The organism is Stenotrophomonas sp. YJH_SMC_101-4, from assembly GCF_059370395.1.
Map to the genome: position 1 here is coordinate 255,274 of NZ_JCAFTP010000002.1, position 21,729 is coordinate 277,002.

Annotated in this window: 24 protein-coding genes; 9 read left to right on the forward strand and 15 right to left on the reverse strand. The window is 67.2% G+C overall.

Annotated features, from left to right (window positions below; translation table 11 throughout):
- Positions 1-7: 7 nt before the first annotated feature.
- Positions 8-340 carry a non-heme iron oxygenase ferredoxin subunit gene (locus tag AC5P8D_RS07370; RefSeq protein ID WP_043398428.1) on the reverse strand — a complete coding sequence of 111 codons (333 nt, stop codon included), beginning with the start codon at positions 338-340 and terminating at the stop codon, positions 8-10.
- Positions 337-876: a GNAT family N-acetyltransferase gene (locus tag AC5P8D_RS07375; protein ID WP_260364175.1), complete on the reverse strand. Its 540-nt coding sequence runs from the start codon at positions 874-876 to the stop codon at positions 337-339. The genes AC5P8D_RS07370 and AC5P8D_RS07375 overlap by 4 nt, the downstream gene beginning before the upstream one ends.
- A gap of 206 nt (positions 877-1,082) precedes the next feature.
- On the opposite strand from AC5P8D_RS07375, the gene AC5P8D_RS07380 reads away from it, so the two are divergent.
- Both AC5P8D_RS07380 and AC5P8D_RS07385 read left to right on the forward strand, forming a co-directional pair.
- Complete coding sequence (locus AC5P8D_RS07380) at positions 1,083-1,397, forward strand: transposase (RefSeq protein ID WP_495203213.1); 315 nt, start codon at positions 1,083-1,085, stop codon at positions 1,395-1,397.
- A 24-nt stretch (positions 1,398-1,421) separates the two neighbouring features.
- Positions 1,422-1,733, forward strand: coding sequence for a hypothetical protein (locus AC5P8D_RS07385; RefSeq protein WP_227199488.1), 312 nt, complete (start codon positions 1,422-1,424; stop codon positions 1,731-1,733).
- A 15-nt stretch (positions 1,734-1,748) separates the two neighbouring features.
- Here AC5P8D_RS07385 and AC5P8D_RS07390 read toward each other — a convergent pair whose 3' ends face one another.
- From AC5P8D_RS07390 to AC5P8D_RS07410, 5 genes are all read right to left on the reverse strand, one after another.
- Entirely contained in the window at positions 1,749-3,005 is a 1,257-nt protein-coding gene (locus AC5P8D_RS07390; RefSeq protein WP_010483557.1) for a cysteine desulfurase, read from the reverse strand.
- On the reverse strand, positions 3,002-4,264 hold the full coding sequence (gene sufD / locus AC5P8D_RS07395; RefSeq protein ID WP_495203214.1) for a Fe-S cluster assembly protein SufD: 1,263 nt from the start codon (positions 4,262-4,264) through the stop codon (positions 3,002-3,004). Before sufD ends, AC5P8D_RS07390 begins: the two co-directional genes overlap by 4 nt.
- Positions 4,264-5,028 carry a Fe-S cluster assembly ATPase SufC gene (sufC, locus tag AC5P8D_RS07400; protein WP_032129235.1) on the reverse strand — a complete coding sequence of 255 codons (765 nt, stop codon included), beginning with the start codon at positions 5,026-5,028 and terminating at the stop codon, positions 4,264-4,266. The genes sufD and sufC overlap by 1 nt, the downstream gene beginning before the upstream one ends.
- Before the next feature lie 74 nt (positions 5,029-5,102).
- Positions 5,103-6,578, reverse strand: a complete 1,476-nt coding sequence (sufB, locus tag AC5P8D_RS07405) for a Fe-S cluster assembly protein SufB (RefSeq protein ID WP_043396952.1) — start codon at positions 6,576-6,578, stop codon at positions 5,103-5,105.
- Positions 6,579-6,594: 16 nt separating this feature from the next.
- The gene (locus AC5P8D_RS07410) at positions 6,595-7,050 is read right to left on the reverse strand and encodes an SUF system Fe-S cluster assembly regulator (RefSeq protein WP_495203215.1); all 456 of its coding nucleotides are present in this window, start codon (positions 7,048-7,050) and stop codon (positions 6,595-6,597) included.
- Positions 7,051-7,259: 209 nt separating this feature from the next.
- On the opposite strand from AC5P8D_RS07410, the gene AC5P8D_RS07415 reads away from it, so the two are divergent.
- Complete coding sequence (locus AC5P8D_RS07415; RefSeq protein WP_010483549.1) at positions 7,260-7,727, forward strand: SET domain-containing protein; 468 nt, start codon at positions 7,260-7,262, stop codon at positions 7,725-7,727.
- A gap of 129 nt (positions 7,728-7,856) precedes the next feature.
- Positions 7,857-8,399, forward strand: coding sequence for a type 1 glutamine amidotransferase domain-containing protein (locus AC5P8D_RS07420; protein ID WP_010483547.1), 543 nt, complete (start codon positions 7,857-7,859; stop codon positions 8,397-8,399).
- Positions 8,400-8,437: 38 nt separating this feature from the next.
- Here the strand turns inward: AC5P8D_RS07420 and AC5P8D_RS07425 are convergent, their stop codons facing one another.
- From AC5P8D_RS07425 to AC5P8D_RS07440, 4 genes are all read right to left on the reverse strand, one after another.
- The gene (locus AC5P8D_RS07425) at positions 8,438-9,034 is read right to left on the reverse strand and encodes a YceB family lipoprotein (protein WP_049413438.1); all 597 of its coding nucleotides are present in this window, start codon (positions 9,032-9,034) and stop codon (positions 8,438-8,440) included.
- A gap of 82 nt (positions 9,035-9,116) precedes the next feature.
- Positions 9,117-9,665: a hypothetical protein gene (locus AC5P8D_RS07430; protein ID WP_049480150.1), complete on the reverse strand. Its 549-nt coding sequence runs from the start codon at positions 9,663-9,665 to the stop codon at positions 9,117-9,119.
- 55 nt (positions 9,666-9,720) lie between these two features.
- Positions 9,721-10,029 (reverse strand): DUF3861 family protein, encoded by a 309-nt coding sequence (locus tag AC5P8D_RS07435; protein WP_010483541.1) that lies wholly within the window; start codon positions 10,027-10,029, stop codon positions 9,721-9,723.
- A gap of 254 nt (positions 10,030-10,283) precedes the next feature.
- On the reverse strand, positions 10,284-10,682 hold the full coding sequence (locus AC5P8D_RS07440) for an HU family DNA-binding protein (RefSeq protein ID WP_010483539.1): 399 nt from the start codon (positions 10,680-10,682) through the stop codon (positions 10,284-10,286).
- A gap of 372 nt (positions 10,683-11,054) precedes the next feature.
- Here AC5P8D_RS07440 and AC5P8D_RS07445 point away from each other — a divergent pair, with 372 nt between their 5' ends.
- Positions 11,055-11,486, forward strand: coding sequence for an OsmC family protein (locus tag AC5P8D_RS07445; protein ID WP_005408443.1), 432 nt, complete (start codon positions 11,055-11,057; stop codon positions 11,484-11,486).
- A gap of 99 nt (positions 11,487-11,585) precedes the next feature.
- Here the strand turns inward: AC5P8D_RS07445 and AC5P8D_RS07450 are convergent, their stop codons facing one another.
- Both AC5P8D_RS07450 and AC5P8D_RS07455 read right to left on the reverse strand, forming a co-directional pair.
- Entirely contained in the window at positions 11,586-12,464 is an 879-nt protein-coding gene (locus AC5P8D_RS07450; RefSeq protein WP_217015353.1) for a PhzF family phenazine biosynthesis isomerase, read from the reverse strand.
- Positions 12,465-12,555: 91 nt separating this feature from the next.
- On the reverse strand, positions 12,556-13,428 hold the full coding sequence (locus AC5P8D_RS07455) for a PhzF family phenazine biosynthesis protein (protein WP_217015355.1): 873 nt from the start codon (positions 13,426-13,428) through the stop codon (positions 12,556-12,558).
- Positions 13,429-13,503: 75 nt separating this feature from the next.
- On the opposite strand from AC5P8D_RS07455, the gene AC5P8D_RS07460 reads away from it, so the two are divergent.
- From AC5P8D_RS07460 to murD, 3 genes are all read left to right on the forward strand, one after another.
- The gene (locus tag AC5P8D_RS07460) at positions 13,504-16,098 is read left to right on the forward strand and encodes a bifunctional aspartate kinase/diaminopimelate decarboxylase (RefSeq protein ID WP_495203216.1); all 2,595 of its coding nucleotides are present in this window, start codon (positions 13,504-13,506) and stop codon (positions 16,096-16,098) included.
- 76 nt (positions 16,099-16,174) lie between these two features.
- Positions 16,175-17,527 (forward strand): UDP-N-acetyl-alpha-D-muramoyl-L-alanyl-L-glutamate epimerase, encoded by a 1,353-nt coding sequence (gene murL / locus AC5P8D_RS07465; RefSeq protein ID WP_313412030.1) that lies wholly within the window; start codon positions 16,175-16,177, stop codon positions 17,525-17,527.
- Positions 17,508-18,917, forward strand: a complete 1,410-nt coding sequence (gene murD / locus AC5P8D_RS07470) for a UDP-N-acetylmuramoyl-L-alanine--D-glutamate ligase (RefSeq protein ID WP_495203217.1) — start codon at positions 17,508-17,510, stop codon at positions 18,915-18,917. The genes murL and murD overlap by 20 nt, the downstream gene beginning before the upstream one ends.
- A gap of 60 nt (positions 18,918-18,977) precedes the next feature.
- On the opposite strand, the gene AC5P8D_RS07475 is transcribed toward murD, so the two are convergent.
- The gene (locus AC5P8D_RS07475; protein ID WP_019337089.1) at positions 18,978-19,571 is read right to left on the reverse strand and encodes an SMI1/KNR4 family protein; all 594 of its coding nucleotides are present in this window, start codon (positions 19,569-19,571) and stop codon (positions 18,978-18,980) included.
- Between the two features lie 133 nt (positions 19,572-19,704).
- Here AC5P8D_RS07475 and AC5P8D_RS07480 point away from each other — a divergent pair, with 133 nt between their 5' ends.
- The gene (locus tag AC5P8D_RS07480) at positions 19,705-20,490 is read left to right on the forward strand and encodes a dienelactone hydrolase family protein (RefSeq protein WP_049434513.1); all 786 of its coding nucleotides are present in this window, start codon (positions 19,705-19,707) and stop codon (positions 20,488-20,490) included.
- Between the two features lie 114 nt (positions 20,491-20,604).
- Here AC5P8D_RS07480 and AC5P8D_RS07485 read toward each other — a convergent pair whose 3' ends face one another.
- Positions 20,605-21,603 (reverse strand): polyprenyl synthetase family protein, encoded by a 999-nt coding sequence (locus tag AC5P8D_RS07485; protein ID WP_495203218.1) that lies wholly within the window; start codon positions 21,601-21,603, stop codon positions 20,605-20,607.
- Positions 21,604-21,729: the final 126 nt, after the last annotated feature.

Consider the following 21,729-nt stretch of genomic DNA (forward strand, 5'->3'; position numbering starts at 1 on the left):
CGCTGCCTCAATCCCGGTCGTCGCGGGTCCAGACAGCGTCGTGCTCGCGCTTCACCGGAAACTTGGGCACAGGGCTGTAGGCCGGCGCGCACAGCGCGCGCCCGTCACGCACGTCGAAGCGCGCGCCGTGCAGCACGCACTCCACGCTGCCTTCGGTCGTGTTGAACTCGCCGGAGGACAGTTCGAACTCTTCATGCGTGCACTGGTCTTCCAGGGCGTACAGCTCGCCGTCGAGGTTGAACACCACGATCGGCGTGCCGGTCACCTCGTCGAACACACTCTTCATTTCACCCGGCAACAGCTCGGCGCCGGCACAGACAAAGGTCCAGGCCTCGCTCACGCGACGGCTCCGGTCAGCGGCTTTTCCAGGATCTCGAAGCGCAGGTCGTCGCGCTTTGGAATGCCGAAACGCTCGTCGCCATACGGGAACGGCTTCTTGATGCCGGTGCGGCTGTAGCCGCGACGCTCGTAGAAGGCGATCAGCTCGTCGCGCACGTCGATCACCGTCATCTGCATCACCGGCACCTTCCATTCGCGTGCGGCGTGCGCTTCGGCGGCGTCCATCAGCTGCTTGCCAACGCCGCCACCCTGTTGGGCCGGGTCGACCGAGAACATGCCGAAGTAGCCCTTGCCGTCGACATCGGCGACATGGGCGCAGGCCACCAGCTGATCCCCGCGCTCGGCCAGCAGAATGGTGGAGCGCGGGCGGTCCAGGTCGGCCTGGATGCCTTCGGCGTCGATGCGGGCGCCGTCCAGCAGGTCGGCTTCGGTGGTCCAGCCGACGCGGCTGGCATCGCCGCGGTAGGCCGAGGTGACGAGGGCAATAAGGGCGGGGATGTCGGCCGGCGTGGCGGCGCGGAAGGTCAGGGTGCTCATGGGGACATTTTAGTTGGGCCGTGGGTGGGCGCAAATGGGGGAGGAGGCAGATCCCTTTCGCAACGCGGAGGAGCTCTGCCCCCGGTGTCTACCGACTCAACGGAAGGCCATGGACCGACTGGCACAGGCGCGGAATCGGCAGATGCTCGGGGTCAGATTCCTTTGCGCAGCGAAGGGCTCTGACCCCCTGCTACCAGGTGCAGCCCATGCCGAGGCCACGACGGGTCGATGCGCCCGGATATCCGCAACATGTCGTCCAGCGCGGCAACAATCGTCAGCCCGTATTCTTTACGGATGGAGACCGCGCCGCCTACCTGCGCCTGCTGTGTCATCACGCGGACCAGCAGTATTGCCGGGTTCACGCCTATGTGTTGATGAGCAATCACATTCACCTGCTGGTGACGCCTGATGCATCCGGCGGGTTGTCCCGGATGATGCAGGCAGTAAATCGCGCCTACGTTCGGCGGGTGAATGAACGACAGCAACGTTCGGGAACCCTGTGGGAAGGGCGTTTCCATTGAACGCTGGTCGACACCGATCGGTACGTGCTTGCCTGCCAGCGCTACATTGAACTCAACCCGGTCCGTGCGGGAATAGTGGCGCGCCCAGGGGACTATCGCTGGTCGAGCTATCGGGCCAATGCGTGTGGCAAACCCAATGCGCTGCTCGAGCCGCACTCGGCATTTGAGCTGATGGCTTCTGATGCTGATGAACGGCGTAGGCGCTATGTGGAGTTCATCAAGACGGGTATTCCGGCGGGCGATCTGCTGGCGATCCGGCGGGCATTGCAGTCGCAACGGCGGCTTTCGGGAATGCTGATGGGGTCAGAGCCCTTTCGCGATGCGAAAGGGCTCTGACCCCGATGTGCTGTGTTACCCCAGCAGCTTCCGTACCTTGGTCAGCGCGGTCATGAACCGCTCGATCTCGGCATGCGTGTTGTAGAACGCCAGCGAGGCACGGCAGGTAGCCGCGACGCCGAAGTACTGCAGCAGCGGATGCGCGCAGTGCTGCCCAGAGCGCACGGCCACGCCTTCCAGATCCAGAAGGGTGGCCAGGTCGTGCGCATGCGCGCCATCGATCAGGAACGAGACCACGGCGGCCTTCTCCGGCGCTTCGCCGATGATGCGCAGACCGTCGACGCGGCGCAGCTCTTCGGTGAAGTGCGCCAGCAGTTCGGCTTCGCGGGCTTCCACGTTCTCCTGGCCAAGCTGCTGCAGGTAGTCGGCAGCCACACCCAGGCCGATGAAACCGGCGATGTTCGGGGTGCCGGCTTCGAATTTGTGCGGGGCATCGTTGAACACGGTGCCGTCGAAGCTGACTTCCTTGATCATTTCGCCGCCGCCGAGGAACGGCGGCATCGCATCCAGATGCTCGCGGCGCGCCCACAGTGCGCCGGTACCGGTCGGGCCGCACATCTTGTGGCCGGTGATGGCGTAGAAATCGCAGCCGATCGCGGCGACATCGACCTTGCGGTGCGGTACCGCTTGCGAGCCATCGACCACGGTGATGATGCCGCGCTTGCGCGCTTCGCGGCAGATCTCGCGCACCGGATTGACCGTGCCCAGCACGTTGGAGACGTGGGTGACGGCCAGCAGCTTGACCTCCGGGGTCATCGCCGCGCGCAGCGCATCCAGATCGAGTGCGCCGTCAGGCGTGATCTCGGCCACGCGGATGGTGGCGCCGGTACGCTGCGCGACCAGCTGCCACGGCACGATGTTGGCGTGGTGCTCCATGCGCGTGATCAGGATCACGTCACCGGCCTTCAGCCGCGGCAGCGCCCACGAATAGGCCACCAGGTTGATGGCGAAGGTGGTGCCACTGCACAGCACCAGGTCGCTGGGGCGCACGTTGAGGAAGCGGGCCAGCGTGTTGCGCGCACCCTCGTAGGCGTCGGTGGCTTCGCTGCCCAGTGCATGCACCGCGCGGCTGACGTTGGCGTTGTAGCGGCGGTAGAACTCGTCCACCGCGCCGATCACCTGCACCGGCTTCTGGCCGGTGTTGGCATTGTCGAAATAGACCAGCGGCTTGCCGTGCACTTCACGCATCAGCAGCGGGAAGTCGAGGCGGACGCGGTCCCAGTCGGGGGCGCCGGTGCGTTCTTCGATCGGGCGCGGCGTGGACAGGTTCATGCCACACCCGCCTCGGCGAGGGCCTTGTCCAGGCGGCGTGCCAGCTGCGCACGCAGAGCGTCCGGCAGAATCTTCAACGGCTCGTGGCAGAACGCGGCGCTCAGCAGTGCCTGCGCCTGTGCCTGCGGCAGGCCGCGCGAGCGCAGGTAGAACAGCGCGTTGGCATCGAGCTGGCCGACAGTCGCACCGTGCGCGGCCTTCACTTCATCGGCGTCGATCACCAGCGTCGGCTGGGTGTCGATCTCGGCATCGGCCGACAGCAGCAGGTTCTTGTTGGACAGGTTCGCGTCGGTGCCATCGGCGCCTTCGCGGATCTGGATGCCACCATGGAACACCACGCGGCTGCGGTTGGCGGCGACGCCGCGCCACAGCAGTTCGCAGGCGGTATCGCGTGCGATGTGGTCGATGCCCAGGCGGGTTTCGACGTGGCGGCGGCCATTGCCAAGCAGCACGCCGTTGGCGGTCAGCTGGGCGTTGTCACCTTCCAGGCGCACGTTCAGTTCATGGCGGCTGAGCGCGGCGCCCAGTTCCAGGTCCACGCGGTGGTACTGCGCGTCGCGGGCCAGCACCGCGTCGGTGCGCAGGAAGCTGGTCTGGCGCGCGCTGCCGGCCTGCACGCGGGCGTGCTTGAGCACGGCATCGCGGGCGACATGGGCATGCAGCACGGTATTGTCCAGGTGGGCGGAGTCGCCCACGCTGAAGCGATGCTCGACCACGCCCAGGCTGGCGCCGGCACGCAGTTCGATCAGGTGGCGGTGATGCCAGGCCAGGTCGGTGTCACCGGCGACGCTGGCGAACACCAGCTGCAGCGGCACGTCGACCTGCACGCCTTCATCCACGCGCAACACCACGCCTTCATCGGCCAGCGCGGCATTCAGGCGGGCGAAGATCTCCTCGCTGCGCTCGTAGCGGCGGCCAAGGAAACGCACGGCATCTTCGCCGGAGGCCAGTGCGGCCGACAGTGGCTGCAGCTGCACGCCGGCCGGCAAGGCCTGCACGTCGCTCAGCGCGGCGTCCAGGCGGCCGTTGACGAACACCAGGCGCGGTGCCGGGATGTCCTCCAGCAGGGCGGCGTCCAGCGCCGGGCCCTGCGGCGGTGCCGCCGCGAACGCACGGCGTTCCAGCTGGCGCAGCGAGGTGTACTTCCAGGCTTCGTTGCGGGCGGCCGGCAGGCCGTCACGCAGGGCCGCATCCAGCACTTCGCGGCGCGCATCGCTGCCGCAGAAGGCTTGGGCCATCGAATCAAGCAGGGCGCTCATCAGACCGCCGCCTCGGGCACGACCCGGTCCTTCAGGAAATCATAGCCGTGCGCTTCCAGCTCCAGTGCCAGCTCCGGGCCGCCACTTTTGACGATGCGGCCATCGGCCAGCACGTGCACCACGTCCGGCTTGATGTAGTCCAGCAGGCGCTGGTAGTGGGTGATGACCAGGAACGAGCGATCAGCAGCGCGCAGTGCGTTGACACCATCGGCCACGCTCTTCAGTGCATCGATGTCCAGGCCCGAGTCGGTTTCGTCCAGGATCGCCAGCTTCGGTTCCAGCACGGCCAGCTGGAAGATCTCGTTGCGCTTCTTCTCGCCACCGGAGAAGCCTTCGTTGACGCCACGGTGCAGCAGTTCGTCCTTCAGGTGCAGCACGGCCAGCTTCTGGCGCACCAGCTTGAGGAACTGCATGGAATCGAGTTCCTCCTCACCGCGCGCCTTGCGCTGGGCGTTCAGTGCCGCGCGCAGGAAGTAGGTGTTGTTCACGCCCGGGATTTCCACCGGGTACTGGAACGCCAGGAACAGGCCGGCAGCGGCGCGCGCTTCCGGGTCCTGCTCCAGCAGGTCGACGCCGTCGAACTGCACGCTGCCTTCGGTGACTTCATAGCCGTCGCGGCCTGCCAGGACATTGCCCAGGGTGGACTTGCCGGCGCCGTTCGGGCCCATGATGGCGTGCACCTGGCCGGGCTTAACATCCAGCGACAGGCCCTTGAGGATTTCCTTGTCGCCGATGCGGGCGTGGAGGTTTTCGATCTTCAGCATGGTGGGGGTTTCCGTGGGGCGGGCCGCGGCCCGCCGGTAAAGAGAATGCGTTTGCGAGGGGCGGGGGCGGGCGGTCAGCCCACCGAACCTTCCAGCGAGACTTCCAGCAGCTTCTTGGCTTCCACCGCGAACTCCATCGGCAGTTCGCGGAACACCTGCTTGCAGAAGCCGTCGACGATCATCGACACCGCGTCTTCCTGGCTGATGCCACGGGCGCGGCAGTAGAACAGCTGGTCGTCGGAGATCTTGGAGGTGGTGGCCTCGTGCTCGACGGTGGCGCCCGGGTTCTTCACCTCGATGTAGGGGAAGGTGTGCGCGCCGCACTGCTTGCCGATCAGCAGCGAATCGCACTGGGTGTAGTTGCGCGCGCCATCGGCATTGCGGTCCACACGCACCAGGCCGCGGTAGGTGTTCTGGCCGCGGCCGGCGCTGATGCCCTTGCTGACGATCTTGCTCTTGGTGCGCTTGCCAACGTGGATCATCTTGGTGCCGGTGTCGGCCTGCTGGCGGTGATGGGTCAGCGCCACCGAGTGGAACTCGCCCACCGAGTCGTCGCCCAGCAGCACGCAGGACGGGTACTTCCAGGTGATCGCCGAGCCGGTTTCGACCTGGGTCCAGGTGACCTTGCTGCGCGCGCCACGGCATTCGGCACGCTTGGTGACGAAGTTGTAGATGCCGCCGACCCCGTTCTCGTCGCCCGGGTACCAGTTCTGCACGGTGGAATACTTGATCTCCGCATCTTCCAGCGCGACCAGCTCGACCACGGCGGCGTGCAGCTGGTTCTCGTCGCGCATCGGCGCGGTGCAGCCTTCCAGGTAGGACACGTAGGCCTTGTCCTCGCACACGATCAGGGTGCGCTCGAACTGGCCGGTATGGCCGGCATTGATGCGGAAGTACGTGCTCAGTTCCATCGGGCAGCGCACGCCCTTGGGAATGAACACGAAGCTGCCATCGGAGAACACTGCCGAGTTGAGCGCGGCGAAGTAGTTGTCGCCGACCGGCACCACGGTGCCCAGGTACTGGCGCACCAGCTCCGGGTGTTCCTTGATGGCCTCGGACATCGAGCAGAAGATGATGCCCTTCTCGGCCAGTTCCTTGCGGAAGGTGGTACCGACCGACACCGAGTCGAACACCGCATCCACCGCCACGCCGGCCAGCTTGGCGCGCTCGTGCAGCGGCACGCCCAGCTTGTCGTAGGTGTCCAGAAGCTCCTTGGGCACGTCATCCAGCGAGGCGTACTTCGGGCCCTTCGGCGCGGAGTAGTAGCTGAGCGCCTGCAGATCGATCGGCGCGATCTCCAGCTTGGCCCAGTCCGGCATCGGCATGGTCAGGAAGTGGCGGTAGGCGTCCAGGCGCCACTGCGTCATCCACTCCGGCTCTTCCTTCTTGGCCGACAGGGCACGGATGGTGTCCTCGTCCAGGCCCGGCGGCAGGGAGTCCGATTCGATCTCGGTGATGAAGCCGGCCGAATACTTGCGGCCGAGCTGCTCGTGGATCTCGCGGTTGGGGGTGTCGTCGTGGGCGACGTTTTCGATGGTTTCGGTGGCCATGGGGGCTGCCTACGGATCAGGAGACGACGTCGACAGCGATGGTGCGGCGCTGTTCGTCATCGGCAAGGGGGCGAGGGGGCAGGATCTGGGCGAGGGTGACATCGCGCAGGGCCTCGGAGACCACGTCGTTGATCAGCCGCCAGCTGCTGCGCGCGCCGCACTTGGGCGCCATGCCGCACTGGTGGTGGTCGTGGCTGCATTCGGTCAGGGCCAGCGGCCCTTCCATCGCTTCGACCACTTCGAACAGCGAGATCTCGATGGCCGGGCGGGTCAGGCGGTAGCCGCCACGCACGCCGCGCAGGCCTTCAACCAGGCCGGCCTGGGCCAGCGGCTTGAGTACCTTGCTGACGGTGGGCGGCTCCAGACCGGTGAATTCGGCCAGCTCGGTGGCACTGAGCACCTCGCCCGGACGGGCGGCGAGCACGGTCAGTACGACGGTGGCGTAATCGGTGAGTTTGGTGACGCGCAACATGGGGATGCGAGTGGTTCTTAAAGCGGACTGAAATTGTACGCTTTTCTTCGCCGCCATCCAACCCGGGCATTCAGCCGGCGCTGGGGCCGGGCCGGGAGAACACACCGGGGCCGTTGCCAGGGCGCAATGCTGCGCCAACGGGGTGATTTTCGCAATCACCCGGAATGGGCGAGAATCAACGTTCCTTTCGCTGCAGACTTCCCTTGCCGATGCCCAAGAAGATCCAAGCCCGCAAGTCCGCCATCCACGGCAACGGTGTGTTTTCCGTGGCCCCGATCAAGCAGGGCGAGCGCGTGATCCAGTACAAGGGCCTGCTGCGCAGCCACGGCGACGTTGATGCCGATGACAGCGGCGACGTTGAAAGTGGCCATACCTTCCTGTTCACCCTCAATGACGACTGGGTGATCGATGCCAACTACAAGGGCAACGACGCGCGCTGGATCAACCACAGCTGCGACCCGAACTGCGAGGCAGTGATCGAGGAAGACGAGGACGGCGACAGCCGTGGCGACAAGGTGTTCATCGAGGCGCTGCGCGATATCAAGGCCGGTGAGGAACTGACCTACAACTACGGCATCACCCTGGCCGAGCGTCATACCGCCAAGCTGAAGAAGATCTGGGAGTGCCGCTGCGGCTCGCCCAAGTGCACCGGCACCATGCTGCAGCCCAAGCGCTGACCGGTACCGGGGACTGCCGGCCACTGGCCGGCACTACCCGGAGGCTCTCCACCTGCCGTGCACGGCAGGGTCACCGCCGTGCAAGGGCCGTTCTTCCATTCTGTCGGCTCCCCCAACCGGAGTGCACCCATGGCAGAGCGATTGAAGGGCAAGCAGATTGCCATCCTGGCCACCCACGGCTTCGAACAGTCCGAATTGACCGAACCCAAGCGGCTGCTGGAAGCCGAGGGCGCGCGCGTCAGCGTGGTGTCGCCCGCAAAGGAGGCGACGATCAAGGGCTGGAAGGAGAAGAACTGGGGCGACGCCGTCGCGGTGGACATTCCGCTGGATGAAGCGGATCCGGCACGCTTCGATGCCTTGGTCCTGCCCGGAGGCGTCATCAATCCGGACACGCTGCGTACCGACGAGGTTGTACTCGGCTTCATCCGGGCAGTGGATGAAGCCGGCAAGCCTGTGGCGGCCATCTGCCACGGCCCGTGGTTGCTGATCAACAGCGGCCTTGCTGAGGGGCGCGACGTGACGTCCTGGCCGTCCCTGCAGCAGGATCTGGTCAACGCAGGTGCGAAATGGCGCGATACCGCGGTTGTGATCGATGGAAACCTGATCACCAGCCGCAAGCCGGACGACATTCCCGCCTTCAGTGAGGCGGTGGTCAAGGCACTTGCCGCCTGATGCGCTACGGGTAGTGCCGGCCAGCGGCCGGCACTACCTCATTTACCCAGCACGCCTGCCGGCACCAGGTTGCCCAGGTTCTGGTTGAAGGTGACCACCAGCTTGCCGTTCTTCACCTGTGCCGACTGCACCTGCAGTGCGCCGAGCAGGCCGGCCACGGCCGGGTCCAGCTTGTAGATCGGTTCGCGCTGGGCGTAGTCGCTCAGCCAGGCATTGAGCAGGCCGCGGGTGCGCGAATCGAGGCGACCGCCCTGGTTGGCCGGGGTGAAGTCATCCACGCTCGGCTGCTGCAGGTGGAAGCCCTGGGTCTGCGCGTCGTAGCGCAGGCCGCTGCTGAGCTTCACCGTTCCCAGCTTGGACGGGTTGCCACCGGCGGTGGCCAGTGCGACGTCCATGCCCAGGTTCAACCGTTCGCCGGCCGGAAGGCTCAGCTGCGGATGGCTCATGGTCAGGGCGATCAGGCCCCCCAGGGCGTCCTGGGTGCGCGGGAAGCTGCCATCGAGGTACTGCTGCACGTCGCTGGCACCGACCGACAGTTCGCGGCCGGAAATGGAAGGGGCGGCCTGGGCGCCGATCGCAGCAGCGATCAGCACGGTGGAGGCCGCGAGGCGGGTCATCAGGGAACGCAGGCGCATGGCGGTGACCGGTGAATGCGGAATGGATGGACCAAAGAGTAGCCTTGCCGGCTGAATCGCGCGTGCATGCCGCTGCAACGGTTCAGTCCAGCGATGGCCGCAGTTGCGCCGACTGGATCTGCCACGCACGGCCATCGGGGCTGGGCTGCACGCGGTACCAGCCGCCGAAGCGGAAGGTGCCCTCAGCGGTCACCGCGCGGATCTGCACCGGAACCTCCAGCAGCTGCGGCGGCTGGTGACCGTCGCGCGCGACTGGCAGTTCGCTGGTCAGGCGCAGGCTGCGCACGTCCGTGAGCTGGCGCAATGCGGCATCGTCGGCGTGTCGTGCATCGCTGGGCGGGAAGGTCCATGCGGCGTCGATGGCCTTGCGATCGCGATTGAGCAGGGCCATGACATAGGCATTGAGCATTCCCGCTGGCAGCTCGGCCTCTGCCGCGACGGCGGCAAACAGGGGATCGACATCGATGGCCTGCACGGCCGCTGCATCGCCTTCTGCGGCGGCCTGTGGCTTCGCGCGGGCAGCCGCCTCGGTCGTGGCCGGCGGAGCGGCATCCGCAGGATGAGGTTGCGATGGCGGCCGGGAACAGGCCAGCAGCACCAGCGGTGCGATCAGTATCAGGAACCTGCGCATGTCTGCCTCCTCCCCGAGGCGAACGGAAGGAGGCAGTGTATCGGCTGTGCCGCGATCAGCGGGAGGAGGGCAGCTGTTCCAGTGCATCCAGCGCCGGCAGCACCTGCGCGGCGATGGCGGCCAGGGCATGGCCTTCGGTTTCGGCGTGGCGCTGCACGATGTCGCGCAGCAGCTGGGTGGCGATCACCAGGGTCGCGCGCTCGTCGCCGCTGATGCCTGCGGTGCGCGGCGCCGCTTCCAGCAGGCGCATCAGGTCGCGGCTGGCGCGATGTTCCAGTTCGATGGTGCAGCGCCCGGTGCACTGCAACCCGTCCTTTTCGATGGGGGTCACCGAGATCCGGTAGCGGGTGGAGGGGCTGGCCATGAGGGGACGCTCGCCGTAGCTGTGGAGGATGTGCCCACCTTAGGCAAGGCCGTGCCCGGCGGCGATGGCCGGGGCTGCACGCAGTGTTCCACCCGGTACGTTCCGGGGCCGCAACGGACCACGGCCAGCCAATGGCGACGGGCCTGTACGCGCATTCCCGGGGATGCGGCAACGCTGTGTTGCGGACTGTGGTTGGGACAAAAAAAACGGGACGGCCAGAGCCGTCCCGTCGGAATCCGCGTTGGGGCGCGCGCTTACAGCGCGGCGTCCTTCAGCTTCTTCAGCGGACGCACCTTCAGCTTGGTGGTGGCCGGCTTGGCAGCGAACCACTGCTCTTCCTTGGTGAACGGGTTGATGCCCTTGCGCTTCGGCTTGGCCGGCACATTGACGGTGGTGATCTTCAGCAGGCCCGGCAGGGTGAACGAGCCAGCGCCCTTCTTGTGCACCGAGGAGGCGACGGCGCTTTCCAGCGAGGCCAGCACAGCGCGGACGTCCTTGGCGATGACGCCGGAGGCTTCAGCGATGTGTGCAACCAGGCCGGACTTGGTCAGCACTTCCTTGATCGGCTTCGGAGCGGCCGGCTTGGCGGCTGCCTTCGTCGCGACTTTCTTCACTGCCTTCTTCGGGGCAGCCTTCTTAGCGGTCTTTGCCATGGTTTCCTGTTCCGTGAACGGTTGGTTGTTTGGTCGGCGCCGAACCCCGTCGGCAAGCGCAATGTAGGGCAACTCTCGGGCGCCGCCAATAGCCCGAAGCGCGGAAAGTGCATGTTTTTTCATATCCAGGCCGATTCAGTACATGGCCGGCAGTGGGGGATGGGGGTGTGGCAGCGCGCGCGATGGCCCGCGCCCGCCCATCGTCGGAATGCGCGAAACCACTGAAAACAAGAGGGAAATGCGTTTCCGGTTGGCGAGGAAGTGTCCACGCGCCGGGTTCGGAAGACGACCTCCAGCGTGCGTCGGAGCGACGCAGGGCTAACGCCTCCCGTGCGAGGGTGACCGTTCATCACCGTCACGCAGGAGCAGCACATGGGAATCTCGCGACACGCCACCGCGCACTGGGAAGGCGATCTGAAGTCGGGCAAGGGGCAGTTGAGCACGCCGCAGAGTGGCCTGCTGGACAAGACCCGCTACGGCTTCAACAGCCGTTTCGGCGACGAAAAGGGCACCAATCCGGAAGAGCTGATCGCTGCCGCGCACGCCGGTTGTTTCACCATGGCGCTGTCGGCCAAGCTCGGCGAAGCCGGCTTTACCCCGACCTCGCTGGATACCGAAGCCAAGGTCGATCTGTCGCTGGAAGGCGGCCCGCAGCTGTCGCAGATCCGGCTGAAGGTGAAGGCGGTGGTGCCGGGCATCGACGCCACGCAGTTCCGTGCGATTGCCGATGACGCCAAGCAGAACTGCCCGGTGTCCAAGGCACTGAGCGCCGTGCCGATCAGCCTGGAAGCCGAGCTGGGCTGAGCCGGCGCATCTGTAGAGCCGAGCCCATGCTCGGCTTCTGCAGGTCCCGTGATCTGGCCGAAGAGCAGCCGAGCGTGGGCTCGGCTCTACAGTGTCCCTTTACCAATCGATGGTGCCGGTGATGACGGTCTGCACCTGGCCGCCCGACCAGACCTCGCCGTCCTCGTCGACCAGCAGCGTCAGGCGCGCATCGTGGCCCACTTCGCGGCCCTGGCTGACTTCGAACGGTGCGCGGCCGCGCGGCAGCGCATCGCGCAGGTCCAGCCATGCGGCCAGCACGGCGTTGGCGGCGCCGGAGGCGGCGTCTTCGAAGCGGCGTCCATTGCCGACGAAGGCACGTACCGCCAGGTCGAAGCCCTCGCTGCCATCGCTGAAGGCATAGGCGAACACGCCCATGCTGTCGGTGGTCTCGGCCAGTGCGGCCACCGCATCCCAGTCCGGCTGCAGCGCGCGCAATGCGGCCTCATCGGCCACCTGCACCACCCACCAGCTGCGCCCGCCCTGCATGCGTGCCGGTGGCAGCGTGCCCAGCGGCCAGCCCTTCAGTGCGGCCTGCAGGCGAGGATCGGTCGCCTCGGCAGTCTCGGCCAGCTGCGCGCGCGGGGTGCGGATGGCGATGCGCTGCTGCGCGCCTTCACCGCTGACGCGCAGCGGCAGAGCACCGGCAATGCCGTCCTGCACCAGCACGCCCTCGACTGGTGTGGCGAGGCCCTTCTGAAGCACCGCATGCGCGGTACCGACGCTGGGGTGGCCGGCGAACGGCACTTCCTTCTGCGGGCTGAACATGCGCAGCCGGTAGCTGGCACCGGGTGCCTGCGGCGGAAACACGAAGGTGGTTTCGGGCAGCCGCGTCCAGCGGGCGATGGCCTGCATGCTGGTGTCATCCAGGCCCTCGGCATCGAGTACCACGGCCAGCGGGTTGCCGGCGCCGGCGCGCGGGGAGAACACGTCCAGCTGCAGGAAACGGCGGGTGGTCATAGGGGGCAAACTCCGTAAAACGAGAGGGGATACGGTAGCGCCGGGCCATGCCCGGCGTCCGTGTGCGGCGTTCGCCGGGCGTGGCCCGACGCTACCAACGGATGCTGCCGTCGATCACGCACTGCACCTGGCCGCCGATCCACACCGTGCCCTGCGCGTCGACCTGCACCTGCACGCGGCCATCGCGGCCCACTTCGCGGCCCTGGCTGGCCACGTAGCGGCCTTCTCGGCCGGGCAGGGCATCGCGCTGCCGCAGCCAGGCGCCGATCAGCGCATTGGCGCTGCCGGTCACCGGGTCTTCGGGTACGGCGGCCGCGTCAGCGGGGCAGAAGGCGCGCACCACGCGGGCGTGGTCGTCGCCGGGCTCGTCGGCGAACACGGCCAAGCCAGTAGCGTCGGTGGCCAGGCTCCAGTCGCGCAGGGCCGCCATGTCTGGCGCCAGTCCGCGCACGGCGGCGGCGTCGCGCAGCGGCAGCAGCCACCAGCGTGCACCGTTGTCCCACAGTTCGGGTACGTGCCCACAGGCAGCCAGCGCCAGCAGCTCCTTCGGCGCGGCGTCCGCGCTGGTGTCCAGTTGCCGCGCCGGGGGGCTGGCCAGCTGGATCTGCAGTGCCACGGCCGGACCGCTCACCCGTACCGGCAGCAACCCCGCCGCGCATTGCTGCAACAGGGCGCCGTCGCGCGGTTGCGCCAAGCCGCAGGTCACCGCCGCCCAGGCGGCGCCGACGCTGGGGTGGCCGGCAAACGCCAGCTCGCGGGTCGGGGTGAAAATGCGGATGTGGTAGTCTGCGCCCGGCGTGCTGGGGCGCAGGAAGAACACCGTCTCGGACAGGTTCAGCCAAGCGGCAAGGGCCTGCATCTGGCTACTTGAGAGCCCGTCGGCGTCCAGGATGACGCCCAGTGGGTTGCCGGTGCCGGGGCGGGGGGCGAAGACATCGAGCTGCAGGTAACGGAGGACGGCCATCTACGGTGATATTGCGCTTAGAATCAAAGGTTCCGCCCCCGAGGGCGGCTTCCCCACATTCTACATAGCCAATCCATGTCAGCTTCCCCCCTTGTCGATCGTTGGATCGTACTGAAGTTCGGCGGCACCTCGGTGTCGCGTCGTCATCGCTGGGACACGATCGGGAAGCTGGCGAAAAAACGTGCGGAAGAGACCGGCTCGCGCGTGCTGGTAGTGGTGTCGGCGCTGTCCGGGGTCACCAACGAACTGACCGCGATCGCCGATGGCGCGCCGGACAGCCGTGATCGCGTGGCGGCGCTGGTCGAGCGCCACGAGGGCTTCCTGGTTGAACTGGGCCTGGGCCGCGAAGTGCTGGCCGAGCGCCTGGCGGCGCTGCAGGGCCTGCTGGACGACGCGCGTGCGGCCACCCGTCCGCTGGACTGGCAGGCCGACGTGCTGGGCCAGGGCGAGCTGTTGTCCTCCACCCTGGGCGCGGCCTACCTGCACGCCTCGGGCTTGGACATGGGCTGGATGGATGCCCGCCAGTGGCTGGATGCGATGCCGCCGCAGCCGAACCAGAGCGACTGGTCGCAGCGCCTGTCGGTGAACTGCCAGTGGCGTGCCGATGCGGAGTGGATGCAGCGCTTCCGCGCGCAGCCGACCCGCCTGCTGATCACCCAGGGCTTCATTTCGCGGCATGCCGATGGCGGCACCGCCATCCTCGGCCGCGGTGGCTCGGATACCTCGGCGGCGTACTTCGGTGCGCTGCTCGGCGCCAGCCGCGTGGAGATCTGGACCGATGTGCCGGGCATGTTCAGCGCCAACCCGAAGGATGTGCCGGACGCGCGCCTGCTGACCCGCCTGGACTATTACGAAGCACAGGAAATCGCCACCACCGGCGCCAAGGTGCTGCACCCGCGCTCGATCAAGCCGTGCCGCGATGCCGGCGTGCCGATGGCCATCCTCGATACCGAGCGCCCGGAACTGCCGGGTACCAGCATCGACGGCAGCGCCGCACCGGTGCCGGGGGTGAAGGCGATCAGCCGCCGCAACGGCATCGTGCTGGTGTCGATGGAAGGCATCGGCATGTGGCAGCAGGTCGGCTTCCTGGCCGATGTGTTCAACCTGTTCAAGAAGCATGGCCTGTCGGTGGACCTGATCGGTTCGGCCGAGACCAACGTCACCGTGTCGCTGGACCCGTCCGAGAACCTGGTCAACACCGATGTGCTGGCCGCGCTGTCGGCCGACCTGTCGCAGATCTGCAAGGTGAAGGTGATCGTGCCGTGCGCGGCGATCACCCTGGTCGGCCGTGGCATGCGCTCGCTGCTGCACAAGCTGTCGGACGTGTGGGCCACCTTCGGCCGCGAGCGCGTGCACATGATCTCGCAGTCGTCCAACGACCTGAACCTGACCTTCGTCATCGACGAAGCCGATGCCGATGGCCTGTTGCCGGTGCTGCACGCCGAGCTGATCGACAGCGGTGCGATGCCGGTGGAAGAGACCGAGGTGTTCGGCCCGCGCTGGCGCGAAATCGCCGGCACCGTGCGCCCGCGTGGCACGCCGTGGTGGCGGGGCCAGCGTGCCCACCTGTTGCAGCTGGCTGATGCCGGTACGCCGCGCTACGTCTACCACCTGCCGACGGTGCGCGCCCGCGCCCGCGCGCTGGCCGCGATCAAGCCGATCGACCAGCGCTACTACGCGATCAAGGCCAACAGCCACCCGGCCATCCTGCAGCTGCTGGAAGCCGAAGGCTTCGGCCTGGAGTGCGTGTCGCACGGCGAGCTGAAGCATGTGTTCCAGCACCTGCCGGAACTGTCGCCCAAGCGCGTGCTGTTCACCCCCAGCTTCTGCCCGCGCAGCGAGTACGAGGCGGCGTTTGCGCTGGGCGTGACCGTGACCGTCGACAACGTGGAAGCGCTGCAGCGCTGGCCGGACCTGTTCCGTAACCGCGAGCTGTGGCTGCGCGTCGATCTGGGCCGGGGCGAGGGCCACCACGCCAAGGTCCGCACCGGTGGCAAGGAGTCCAAGTTCGGCCTGCCGATCGCCCGCGTCGACGAGTTCGTGCGCGCGGCCACCGAACTGGGCAGCCGCGTGGTGGGCCTGCATGCGCACCTGGGCAGCGGCGTGGAAACCGCGCAGCACTGGCGCCTGATGTGCGATGAGCTGGCCGGTTTCGCCCGCCGCATCGGCAGCGTGCAGACCATCGATATCGGTGGCGGCCTGCCGATTCCGTACAGCGACGAAGACGAACCCTTCGACCTGGACGCCTGGGCCGAGGGCCTGGCCGAGGTAAAGGGACTGCACCCGGCATTCCGCCTGGCGATCGAGCCGGGCCGCTACCTGGTGGCCGAATCGGGCGTGCTGCTGACCCATGCCACCCAGGTGGTGGAAAAGGACGGCGTGCGCCGTGTCGGCCTGGACGCCGGCATGAACGCACTGATGCGCCCGGCGCTGTACGACGCCTGGCACGACATCGAGAACCTCAGCCGCCAGGGCGGTTATGCCGAAGCGGCGTTCGATGTGGTCGGCCCGATCTGCGAATCCAGCGATGTGTTCGGCAAGCGCCGCAAGCTGCCGGTGTCGACTGCGCCGGATGACGTGATGCTGATCGCCGATGCCGGCGCCTACGGCTATTCGATGGCCAACACCTACAACCAGCGGATGCTGCCGCGCGAAGACGTGATCGAATGATCGCCGCGCGCGCCCTGCACCCGCCCACCGACACGCCCCGCGCCCTCGCGCGGGCCCGTGCCTGACCGGATACACCATGACTGCTTTCGACAAACACCAGGTTTCCCGCTTCCGCTTCGTCCGCTGCGAATTCGCTGCGGAAACCGGCGTGGCCAAGCTGGTCTACGCCTTCGATGACGGCCCGGAGATGGTGGAAACCATCACCGTGCCGGGCGCCCCGTTCGTGCTTGACGAGGCGCGTACCGCCGCCGTGCAGCGCGCGCTGCAGCTGCTGCACCTGATCGCCGGTGTCAGCTACTACAAGGCGGGCGTGCCGGAGACGGTCAGCATCGACAGCTACGCCATCGATGCCGATACCGCGGCGCTGGTGGAGACGGTCTACCTCAACGGCCTGGGCGAGTTCGCCTACCGCAACGGTCTGAACCTGCGCGGGCGCTTCCGCCTGCCGGTACAGGGCGAAGCGGCGCAGGCGCCGGTGCTGGGCCTGCAGGCGCATGCGCTGGTGGCCATCGGTGGCGGCAAGGATTCGCTGGTCAGCATCGAAGCGCTGCGGCGTGCCGGCGTGGACGAAACAGTGACCTGGATCGGTGGTTCGCAGCTGATCCGCGCCTGTGCCGAGCGCACCGGCCTGCCGACGCTGAACCTGGGCCGCGCGCTGGCGCCGGAACTGTTCGAGCTCAACCGCCAGGGCGCGTGGAACGGGCATATCCCGGTTACCGCGGTGAACTCGGCGATCATGGTGCTGGCCGCGCTGTTGCAGGGTGTGGATCAGGTGGTGTTCTCCAACGAGCGTTCGGCCAGCTACGGCAGCCAGATTCCGGGCACCGGCGAAGTGAACCACCAGTGGTCCAAGGGCTGGGCGTTCGAGCAGGCGTTCGGCAGCCACGTGCAGAAGCACGTCGCGGCAGACCTGCAGTACTACTCGCTGCTGCGCCCGATGTCGGAGCTGGCGGTGGCCCGCCAGTTCGCCAAGACCGATTTCTACGACGCGCATTTCTCCAGCTGCAACCGCAACTTCCACATCCTCGGCGAGCGCCCGGTGAACCGCTGGTGCGGCGTCTGCCCGAAGTGCCATTTCGTGTTCCTGGCGCTGGCCCCGTTCATGCCCAAGACGCGCCTGGTGCGCATCTTCGGCCGCAACCTGCTGGACGATGCCGAGCAGGCCGGTGGCTTCGATGCGCTGCTGGAGTTCCAGGACCACAAGCCGTTCGAGTGCGTGGGCGAAGGCCGCGAATCGCGTGCGGCGATGGCGACCCTGGCGCAGCGCCCGGAGTGGAAGGAAGACGTGCTGGTGAAGCGCTTCTGCAACGAGATCCAGCCGCAGCTGGATGCCGCCGAACTGGAACTGGCGCCGCTGCTGCAGCTGCAGGGCGAGCACCGCGTTCCGGCTGCGCTGTGGGAACGGGTGCGTGAAGATTTCGAAGCTTGAGGGAAAGCGCGTTGCGCTGTGGGGCTGGGGCCGTGAGGGCCGCGCCGCGTTTGCGGTGCTGCGTGAGCGCCTGCCAACGCTTGGCCTGAGCCTGTTCTGCCCGGCCGCTGAAGCCGAAGCCGCGCGTGCGGAAACGCAGGGCGCGCTGCAGGTGCTTGGCGAACCCTCGGCCGAAGCGCTGGCCGCGTTCGATGTGGTGATCAAGTCGCCCGGCATCAGCCCTTACCAGCCGATCGCGCTGGCGGCGGCAGAGCAGGGCACCACCTTCATCGGCGGCACCGCGCTGTGGTTTGCCGAACACGCGGCCGACGACGGCATCGTGCACGACACCGTGTGCGTGACCGGTACCAAGGGCAAGAGCACCACCACCGCCTTGGTCGCGCACCTGCTGCGTGCCGCCGGCCATCGCACCGGCCTGGTCGGCAACATCGGCCTGCCGCTGCTGGAAGTGCTGGATCCGAAGCCGGCACCCGAGTATTGGGCGGTGGAACTGTCCAGTTACCAGACCGGTGAAGTGGCGCGCAGTGGCGCTCATCCGCAGGTGGCGGTGGTACTGAACCTGTTCCCCGAACACCTGGACTGGCACGGCAGCGAACAACGTTACATCGAAGACAAGCTGCGGCTGGTGACTGAAGCTGCGCCGCGCATCGCCGTGCTCAATGCCGCCGATCCGCATCTGGCCGCGCTGTCGTTGCCCGACAGTGAGGTGGTCTGGTTCAACCAGCCGCAGGGGTGGCACATGCGCGCTGACATCGTGCATCGCGGCGAACAGGCGGTGTTCGATACCCGCAACACGCCGCTGCCGGGCCGCCACAACCGCGGCAACCTGTGCGCGGTGCTGGCTGCACTGGAAGCGCTGGGCCTGGACGCGGTGGCGCTGGCACCGGCGGTGCAGGATTTCCGCCCGCTGCCGAACCGCCTGCAGCGGATTGGCGTGGCCGATGGCCTGACCTACGTCAACGATTCGATCAGCACCACGCCGCATGCCAGCCTGGCCGCGCTGGAATGCTTCGCCGGGCAGCGCATCGCGCTGCTGGTGGGCGGGCACGACCGTGGCCTGGACTGGACCGACTTCCTGCAGCACATGGCGCACGATGTGCCGCCGGTGGAGATCGTGACCATGGGCAGCAACGGCCCGCGCATCCACGCGATGCTGCAGCCGCTGGCCGACGCCGGCCGCTTCGGCCTGCACGCTGCGGGCGATCTTGCCGAGGCGATGGCGTTGGCGCGCACGGCGCTGGGCGCGCAGGGCGGGGTGGTGCTGCTGTCGCCGGGTGCGCCGAGCTTTGGTGCTTACCGCGACTACGTGGCGCGTGGCCGCCATTTCGCCGAACTGGCCGGGTTCGATCCGGACAGCATCAGCGCGATTCCGGGGTTGGGCATCGCCTGAGGGTAGTGCCGGCCGCTGGCCGGCAACCCAGCGGGGAATTCATCCACCCATGGCGTGGATCTACTGGTCTTCGTCGATGAACGCGTAATCGCCATCGATCAGCTGCTGCAGGTACGCATCGAAGCTCGGTGCGATCACCGCGTAGCTGTCCGGATCGTGCAGGTAGCGCACCACCTGGCCGACGGTGCCGCCCGGTGCCGGATCGAAATCCAGATACAGCATCGAGGTGCCACCGTTGTTCATGCAGTGCGAGAAACACAGCCGGCGGCTCATCGGCAGATCCGCATCGATGCCCTCGCCGAGAATCTCCGGCTCGTCATCCAGCCACTCTTCGTAGATGGAACGGATGCTGTCGTCCCACCGCTGCTGGTCCTCGAAGATCTGCGCGACCGATCGCAGGTAGTACGGATAGCCGCCGTCCTCGACATCCGAGCCGAGCATCAGCACGCAGACCTTGCCCGCGGGGTACTCCCGGTAGTGGGTGCCATCCACGCGCGACAGCAGCTCCACCAGGCTGCCCGGCACCTGCGGCCACTGCACACGCAGGCGCTGCAGGTCTTCGGCGCTGGCGCCCTGGACATGTGCCCACTGCGGGGCATCCTCGGCAGGCAAACGCGGGATCAGGCCAGACAGAAAGCGATCAACAAGATTCATGCGAAAAAAGGGGACGGAGGGGATTAAGTCGTATCCAACCACACCTGCGTCACGCCGCCAATGCAGAATGCGACGCGGGAGGGGCGATTACGGCTTAATCCCCTCCGTCCCCTTTTTCTTGCGGAGCAGGCGCATGAATCGTTGGCGATGCGGTGTGGCGGTGATCCTGGGGCTGGCGGCGATGCCGGCGTGGGCGGCGATGAAGACGCAGCCGGTGGAATGGAAACACCAGGGCACGACCTTCAGTGGCGTGCTGGTCTATGACGACGGCGAGCATGACAAGCGCCCTGGCCTGGTGATGGTGCCGAACTGGAAGGGCGTGAACGAATCGGCCATCGAGAAGGCCAAGCAGCTGGCCGGTGACGACTACGTGGTGCTGGTGGCCGATGTCTACGGCAAGGGTGTGCGGCCGAAGACCGATGCCGAGGCCGGGCCGGTGGCGACCAAGCTGCGCAACGACCGGCCGTTGCTGCGTGCCCGCGCGCTGGAGGCGGTGAACGTGCTCAAGGCGCAGGCCGGCAAGGTGCCGCTGGATGCCAGCCGGATCGGCGCGGTGGGCTTCTGTTTTGGCGGCACCACGGTGCTGGAGCTGGCCCGGGCCGGTGCGCCGCTGGCCGGTGTGGTGAGCCTGCACGGTGGATTGGGCTCGCCGTTGCCGGCGCAGGCCGGTGGCAGCCATCCGTCGGTGCTGGTGCTCAATGGCGCCGACGACAAGAGCGTGACCGCCGAGGACATCGCCGGTTTCCAGAAGGAAATGAACGCGGCCAAGGTCGATTGGGAGTTCACCAACTACAGTGGTGCGGTGCACTGCTTTGCCGAGCGCGATGCCAACAGTCCGCCGGGCTGCCAGTACAACGAACGGGCGGCCAAGCGCGCGTGGAAGGCGCTGGATGAGTTCTTCGAGGAGCGGTTCCGGTAAACAAAGGCGTGCCGACCAAGGTTGGCACCCACCGATGTTCCAGTGCCGACCAATGGTCGGCATCCACCCACAGCCACGGTAGGTGCCGACCGTTGGTCGGCACACCTCAACCGATCAATGCGAGCGCTGCACCGCGTAGCGGGCCAGGCCGCGCAGGGCGGCGACCGCGTCGTTGTCGCCCAGACCATCGAGCGCGCGCTCGGCGGCTTCGGCATATTCCTCGGCACGCGCGCGGCTGTACTCCAGGCCGCCGGTAGCACGGATCGCAGCCAGCACTTCCGGCATCGCCGAGGCATCACCGTCCTGCACGATGGTGCGCAGGCGCTCACGGGTGGCGTCGTCGGAGTTCGCCATCGCGTGGATCAGCGGCAGCGTCGCCTTGCCTTCGGCCAGATCATCGCCCAGGTTCTTGCCCAGCTCGTCGGCGTTGGCCGAGTAGTCCAGCACGTCATCGGCGATCTGGAATGCGTAGCCCAGGTGCATGCCGTAGTCGAACAGGGCCTGTTGCTTGGCTTCGTCCACGCCACTGGCCAGCGCGCCCAGGCGGGTGCCGGCGGCGAACAGCACCGCGGTCTTGCGCTCGATCACGCGGAGGTACGCGGCTTCGTCGGTATCGGGGTTGTGCACGTGCAGCAGCTGCAACACCTCACCCTCAGCGATGCGGTTGGTGGCATCGGCCAGGATCTGCATCACCGACATGCGCTCCAGTTCGACCATCAGCTGGAAGCTGCGCGAGTACAGGAAGTCGCCGACCAGCACGCTCGGTGCATTGCCCCACAGCGCGTTGGCGGTGCTGCGGCCACGGCGCAGGCTGGATTCGTCCACCACGTCGTCATGCAGCAGGGTGGAGGTGTGGATGAACTCGATGATTGCCGCCAGCTGGTGGTGATCCGGGCCGGCCTGGCCGACCGCATGGCCGGCCAGCATGACCAGCATCGGGCGCAGGCGCTTGCCGCCGGCGGAAATGATGTGATCGGCGATCTGGTTGATCAGCACGACGTCCGAGGACAGCCGGCGCCGGATCAGGGCGTCGACGGCGGCCATGTCGGCCGCAGCAAGCGACTGGATCTGGGGCAGGCCCAGGGCGGGACGGGTGTCTTCGGTGATGGTCATGCGATCAGGCTTTCAGGCTCGCCGTTGATTATAGGCGTTGCCCGTGAACTCCGGGCGCAAACCGGACTGGCACGCCGCTGCGGCGCGGTCACGCCAGCGGCCAGCGTGAATACGTATGCAGGCTGC

Bases quoted from the DNA above. Each gene is read 5' to 3' on its own strand.
- AC5P8D_RS07440 (WP_010483539.1), bottom strand. From the start codon at position 10,682: ATGGCAAAGACCGCTAAGAAGGCTGCCCCGAAGAAGGCAGTGAAGAAA.
- AC5P8D_RS07410 (WP_495203215.1), bottom strand. From the start codon at position 7,050: ATGTTGCGCGTCACCAAACTCACCGATTACGCCACCGTCGTACTGACC.
- AC5P8D_RS07435 (WP_010483541.1), bottom strand. From the start codon at position 10,029: ATGGCCAGCCCCTCCACCCGCTACCGGATCTCGGTGACCCCCATCGAA.
- AC5P8D_RS07430 (WP_049480150.1), bottom strand. From the start codon at position 9,665: ATGCGCAGGTTCCTGATACTGATCGCACCGCTGGTGCTGCTGGCCTGT.
- AC5P8D_RS07475 (WP_019337089.1), bottom strand. From the start codon at position 19,571: ATGAATCTTGTTGATCGCTTTCTGTCTGGCCTGATCCCGCGTTTGCCT.
- AC5P8D_RS07460 (WP_495203216.1), top strand. From the start codon at position 13,504: ATGTCAGCTTCCCCCCTTGTCGATCGTTGGATCGTACTGAAGTTCGGC.
- AC5P8D_RS07485 (WP_495203218.1), bottom strand. From the start codon at position 21,603: ATGACCATCACCGAAGACACCCGTCCCGCCCTGGGCCTGCCCCAGATC.
- AC5P8D_RS07420 (WP_010483547.1), top strand. From the start codon at position 7,857: ATGGCAGAGCGATTGAAGGGCAAGCAGATTGCCATCCTGGCCACCCAC.
- AC5P8D_RS07480 (WP_049434513.1), top strand. From the start codon at position 19,705: ATGAATCGTTGGCGATGCGGTGTGGCGGTGATCCTGGGGCTGGCGGCG.
- AC5P8D_RS07445 (WP_005408443.1), top strand. From the start codon at position 11,055: ATGGGAATCTCGCGACACGCCACCGCGCACTGGGAAGGCGATCTGAAG.
- murL (WP_313412030.1), top strand. From the start codon at position 16,175: ATGACTGCTTTCGACAAACACCAGGTTTCCCGCTTCCGCTTCGTCCGC.
- AC5P8D_RS07375 (WP_260364175.1), bottom strand. From the start codon at position 876: ATGAGCACCCTGACCTTCCGCGCCGCCACGCCGGCCGACATCCCCGCC.
- sufD (WP_495203214.1), bottom strand. From the start codon at position 4,264: ATGAGCGCCCTGCTTGATTCGATGGCCCAAGCCTTCTGCGGCAGCGAT.
- sufC (WP_032129235.1), bottom strand. From the start codon at position 5,028: ATGCTGAAGATCGAAAACCTCCACGCCCGCATCGGCGACAAGGAAATC.
- AC5P8D_RS07450 (WP_217015353.1), bottom strand. From the start codon at position 12,464: ATGACCACCCGCCGTTTCCTGCAGCTGGACGTGTTCTCCCCGCGCGCC.
- sufB (WP_043396952.1), bottom strand. From the start codon at position 6,578: ATGGCCACCGAAACCATCGAAAACGTCGCCCACGACGACACCCCCAAC.
- AC5P8D_RS07455 (WP_217015355.1), bottom strand. From the start codon at position 13,428: ATGGCCGTCCTCCGTTACCTGCAGCTCGATGTCTTCGCCCCCCGCCCC.
- AC5P8D_RS07390 (WP_010483557.1), bottom strand. From the start codon at position 3,005: ATGAACCTGTCCACGCCGCGCCCGATCGAAGAACGCACCGGCGCCCCC.
- AC5P8D_RS07415 (WP_010483549.1), top strand. From the start codon at position 7,260: ATGCCCAAGAAGATCCAAGCCCGCAAGTCCGCCATCCACGGCAACGGT.
- AC5P8D_RS07380 (WP_495203213.1), top strand. From the start codon at position 1,083: ATGCCGAGGCCACGACGGGTCGATGCGCCCGGATATCCGCAACATGTC.
- AC5P8D_RS07425 (WP_049413438.1), bottom strand. From the start codon at position 9,034: ATGCGCCTGCGTTCCCTGATGACCCGCCTCGCGGCCTCCACCGTGCTG.